The following is a 4,934-nucleotide window of genomic DNA, read 5'->3' on the forward strand; positions in this document are numbered from 1 at the left end:
ACCCCAATTACAGCAACTAGCGCAAATATATCAAATACACCCTATGTCCATAATTTTAAACACATCTATAAAACCTTCAAAAATCATATTTTTTTATATTTATATTCACCCTGTGAGATAGAAAAACTTATCTCACAGGGTAAAAATAGAAAGCTTAATAATAAAAGTTCTACTATTATTGATATGTCTAATGAAAGGTATATAAAATTTATAAGAAACCCATATTCTCTTAAACTAAAAGATCTATTGGAATAAAATTGTTGCTCTAACTGCTATCTTGCCATCTGTCTCAAAACGCCATATTCTATCACCTGTCTCAGCATCTAAACAATAAAATATATCGTCACTGTTACCTATATATACCCTGCCATCTACTACAATTGGAGATGCATATACCCTACCATCTGTTTCAGTCTCCCATACCTTCTCTTTTGTCTCTATATCAACTGCATAGATATCCTCATCATCACAACCAAAATAAACCTTTCCATCATAAATATAAGGTGTAGAATGAATATCGGCATCTGCATAAAATACCCAGTTAACTTCACCAGTTTCAGCATTGACATTATATAATTCTTCCTCTGTTGTGCCCACAAAAATATTGCCCTCATAAACTACTGGTGATGAGTTAGAATATTCATCGTTTATCTCATTAGACCAAATTATTTCCCCATTATTTGCATCAAGCGCATATAATGTTTCCTCATTGTCATATGCAATAATCTTACCATTATAGTAAGCTAAATCTGTTTTGATTAATTCTTCTAATTCTTTTTTCCATATTAACTCACCTGTCTGTGAATCTAACGCATACACGTTATGATCAAGACTTCCAAAATAAACTATATTATTTTCCTCTAGAACCAAAGGATCTGAAAATATACTATCATTGGCATTAAAAGACCATATTTCACTTCCATCATTAGGGTTTAATGCATAAAATTTATTACGATAACTTCCTATATATAATATATTACCTACTATTTTTGGTGAAGAATAGTTTGTTCCCTCCCCTATCCATTTTTTCCATATCAAATCACCATTATAGGCATCAAGTGCATATATATAGCCATCATCTGATGCAAAGTAAACAACATTATTATATATTGTTGGTGATGACTCATTTAAAAAATCGGTTTCAAAGCTCCATATCTTTTCGCCATTTTCAGCATCTAAACAATAAAACATATCATCATAGTTACCAAAATACACATATTTAGGCTTTTCTTGGGCCTTCACAAATATGCTAAAAGAAAGTATTATTAAAATTAATATAAATATCTTTTTCATAAAATTACTTATATAATATATTTGATTATTTCTCCCGGTGTAAAGACTTTTTTACATCTTTTTACAAAATCCTTATTCATACTCAGATTCTTTATACCAAACCCCCAACAAGCTAAGATATAATTAATACATGCATTTTTTGCAGTTAAATAATCTATCTCACTATCGCCAATTAATAATGGATTATTTTTTCTAAATTTTTCAATTAGATATAAAATAACATCAGGATTTGGTTTCGGCGGTATATCATTATCATATCCTTTTACATAATCAAAATAATTTAAAATTTTTGCAGCCTCTAGCATTCTAATAGCAAACTTTGTTGGAGCATTTGTAGCAACTGACAATTTTATATTTTTTTCTTTGCAGAAATTTAAAAGCTCTACAACACCATCATAGACTTTTACATTTTTAGTGCACTGCTGCATATAATGTTCTTCAAATAATATTCTATCACTTTTCTCATATTGAGGTGTATTATAGAATTTCATTGATAACTCTTGTATCGGTCCATTAATTGCCTCTAATACATAGTCCTCTGTCAACGGAGGGAGTCCTTTTTTTTCTCTAACAAAATTAATAGATTTTGTAATATCTGTTTTACTATCAAGCAAAGTTCCATCCATGTCAAAAATTATTATTTCAATCATAAATTCCTTTCATATATTCCTTTGACAAAAAATTAAAATTATTTAAAGTAACTATTATATTGAATTTTGATAAATAGTAAAGTAGAGCTTTATTTTATTACTCTATTTTATTAATAGTTAAATTATGTCATCGATGTGTGGAAGGATATTAATTACTGGTGGTGCTGGCTATATTGGCTCCCACGTTAACAAACTTTTATTAGAAATGGGTTATAAAACTATTGTTTTAGATAATCTCTCTTTTGGTCATAGAGAGTTTGTAAAAAACACAGATTTCATATTAGGTGATACCTCAGATAAATACTTGCTAGATTTAATCTTTAAAAACTATAAAATTGAGTCAGTTATGCATTTTGCTGCCTTTGCATATGTAGGTGAATCCGTTCAAAATCCTTCAAAATACTATATAAATAACGTAGTAAATACTATTAATTTACTTGAAAAGTTAATTACATATAAAATAAACAACCTAATATTTTCATCAACTTGTGCAATCTATGGCAATCCACAATATACACCAATTGATGAAAAACACCCAAAAAACCCAATAAATCCCTATGGAAAATCTAAATTAATGGTAGAAAATATTTTAGCTGATTACAGAACTAGCTATAATTTAAACTACACCTCTCTTAGATACTTTAATGTAGCAGGGGCTGATTTATCCAGTGAAATTGGAGAATGGCATGAACCTGAAACACATATTATACCTATCCTATTAGATGTTGCTTTAGGAAAAAGAAAAGAGTTTGTAGTATATGGTGATGATTATGATACAGAAGATGGGTCTTGCATTAGAGATTATATTCATGTTTTAGATCTAGCAGATTGTCATATAAAAGCCTTAGAGTGGACAAGAAAAAAGAATTCAGGGGCATTTAATATAGGATCTGAAAAAGGTTATTCAGTAAAAGAGATCATAGAAATTGCCCAAAAAGTTATAAATAAAAAAATTCCTTTTAAAATAGGTGACAGGAGAGAAGGTGATCCTGATATACTTGTTGCAACAAATAAAAAAGCGAAAAATATCTTAGGGTATAGGCCGCAATATAGCGATATAGAAACTATAATTAGAACTGCCTGGAAATGGCATGTTAAGCTAAATAAACAAATAAAAGGTAAACAAGATTAGTAATAAAATTGATAAGCTTATAGAGAAATTTAATCAAATTTTTAGCAAAAAAAATAATTATATCTACGCTAGCTCTCCAGGTAGGGTTAATCTAATAGGTGAACATACAGACTATCATAAAGGTTTTGTCTTGCCCTTTGCAGTTTCATTATATGTAGATGTTTTAGCTACTATAAATAATGAGCCAATATTTAATATATATTCAGCAAACTATAATGAGACATTTACTTTTAGATTATCTGAGCCTATGAAAATAAGCACAAATTGGTCATCACGAGCCGAAGGGATAATAAGAGACATATTAAAAAACAAAACAAATACTAAGGGAGCCAATATTGTCATTGATGGAGATCTTCCAGTTGGCAAAGGCCTGAGTAGTTCAGCAGCCTCAATGGCAGCAATTGGTGCAGCTATAGCTAAAATAAATGGTATATATCTAAAACAATTAGAGTTTGCACAAATATTGCAAAATGCTGAGCATATATATGGTGGAGTTAAATGCGGTTTAATGGACCAATTGTCAATATTGTTTGGGAAAGAGAATAATGCACTATTAATAGATTGTTTAGATAATAATATAAACTTTGTAAAAATCCCCGATAACATAGAATTTGTTCTTATTGATAGTGGGGTTAAACACGAACTTGCAGATTCAGAATACAACAAAAGGCAGAAAGAATGTAACAAAATTATTGACATAGTTAAAAAAGTTGAACCTAACATTGAATCCTTTAGGGATATTTCTTTAATTAATATAGGCAAGGTGCTTACACAACTAGATAGCAAACTCTTTAGACGTATCCAACATGTTCTAACTGAAAATGAAAGAGTATTAAAACTAAAATCTGCTTTCGAGCATAATAAAAAGAAAGATTTTTCAAAATTACTTCTAGAATCACATCTAAGTTTGAAGTACAATTATGAGGTTTCGTGTTATGAATTAGATACACTTGTTGAAAACGCTTACAAATCAAAACACTTAATTGGAGCTAGGATGACTGGTGGAGGATTTGGTGGTTGCACTATAAATATTGTTAAAAAAAATAAATCTAGTGAACTTATTAATGAGTTGCAAAATCATATCTTTAATTTTGAGATAAATAAGCCATTATGGACTAAAGTTGTTAGGCCAGTACAAGGCCTAACAGTAAGGAGCTTAACCAATGAATGAGTTTAACTTTAGTGATACACATATAAGATATAATCCACTATCTGGCGAGTGGATTTTAGTATCACCTGGGAGGCTTAAAAGACCATGGCAGGCTGAAAAAGATAAAACAACATCTAAAGCCTCGCTCCCCTCTTACGATAAAAATTGTTATATGTGTCCTGGTAACGTAAGGGCAAATGGTATATTTAACCCTGATTATAAAGGTATATTCATTTTTGACAATGACTATCCTGCATTAATACCCAATGTAGAACATACAAGTATTGATAAGCCTATATATAGAAGAGCAAAAACAGAAAGAGGCATATGTAGGGTTATATGCTATAGTCATGAACACAATAAAACCTTTTCAGATTTAGACAATGCTAGTATTGAAAAAGTAATTGAGAAATGGATTGAACAAATTAATGAATTATATAGTTATAATTTTATAAATTATATACAGATCTTTGAAAACAGAGGTGGTGTCGGCAATAGTAATCCACACCCACATGGCCAAATATGGGCTGTTGAGACAATACCGGATGAAATAAGAAAAGAGATATATAACAAAGAAAGATATTTAAAAGATAATAATAGTTGTTTAATTTGTGATATAGCTAAATATGAAAAGGAAGTTAAGGATTTAGTTGTATTTGAAAACAACTCTTTTATTACAATAGTTCCTTTCTGGGCAGTATGGCCTTTT

At 29.8% G+C, this 4,934-nt stretch carries 6 protein-coding genes; 4 read left to right on the forward strand and 2 right to left on the reverse strand.

Translation table 11 applies throughout. From position 1 onward, the window contains the following. Positions 1 to 255: Sua5/YciO/YrdC/YwlC family protein (locus tag SVN78_08415; protein MDY6821628.1), on the forward strand; the 255-nt coding region annotated here is incomplete at its 5' end. Here the strand turns inward: SVN78_08415 and SVN78_08420 are convergent. Together SVN78_08420 and SVN78_08425 are read right to left on the reverse strand one after the other, a co-directional pair. Further along, a complete protein-coding gene (locus tag SVN78_08420; protein MDY6821629.1) occupies positions 244 to 1,293 on the reverse strand; it encodes a PQQ-binding-like beta-propeller repeat protein in 1,050 nt (349 codons plus the stop codon). The two genes, SVN78_08415 and SVN78_08420, sit on opposite strands and share 12 nt — an antisense overlap. Before the next feature lie 8 nt (positions 1,294 to 1,301). Beyond that, positions 1,302 to 1,943 (reverse strand): HAD family hydrolase, encoded by a 642-nt coding sequence (locus tag SVN78_08425; protein ID MDY6821630.1) that lies wholly within the window; start codon positions 1,941 to 1,943, stop codon positions 1,302 to 1,304. A 133-nt stretch (positions 1,944 to 2,076) separates the two neighbouring features. Here SVN78_08425 and galE point away from each other — a divergent pair, with 133 nt between their 5' ends. The 3 genes from galE to galT all read left to right on the forward strand — a co-directional run. Further along, positions 2,077 to 3,075 carry a UDP-glucose 4-epimerase GalE gene (gene galE, locus SVN78_08430; GenBank protein ID MDY6821631.1) on the forward strand — a complete coding sequence of 333 codons (999 nt, stop codon included), beginning with the start codon at positions 2,077 to 2,079 and terminating at the stop codon, positions 3,073 to 3,075. A gap of 19 nt (positions 3,076 to 3,094) precedes the next feature. Beyond that, positions 3,095 to 4,246, forward strand: a complete 1,152-nt coding sequence (gene galK / locus SVN78_08435) for a galactokinase (protein MDY6821632.1) — start codon at positions 3,095 to 3,097, stop codon at positions 4,244 to 4,246. Further along, on the forward strand, positions 4,239 to 4,934 hold a 696-nt coding region (gene galT / locus SVN78_08440), incomplete at its 3' end, for a galactose-1-phosphate uridylyltransferase (GenBank protein MDY6821633.1). The genes galK and galT, both read left to right, overlap by 8 nt.

It is taken from the genome of Deferribacterota bacterium, assembly GCA_034189185.1.
Taxonomy (GTDB): Bacteria; Chrysiogenota; Deferribacteres; order Deferribacterales; family UBA228; genus UBA228.

Bases quoted from the DNA above. Each gene is read 5' to 3' on its own strand.
- SVN78_08420 (MDY6821629.1), bottom strand. From the start codon at position 1,293: ATGAAAAAGATATTTATATTAATTTTAATAATACTTTCTTTTAGCATA.
- SVN78_08425 (MDY6821630.1), bottom strand. From the start codon at position 1,943: ATGATTGAAATAATAATTTTTGACATGGATGGAACTTTGCTTGATAGT.
- galE (MDY6821631.1), top strand. From the start codon at position 2,077: ATGTGTGGAAGGATATTAATTACTGGTGGTGCTGGCTATATTGGCTCC.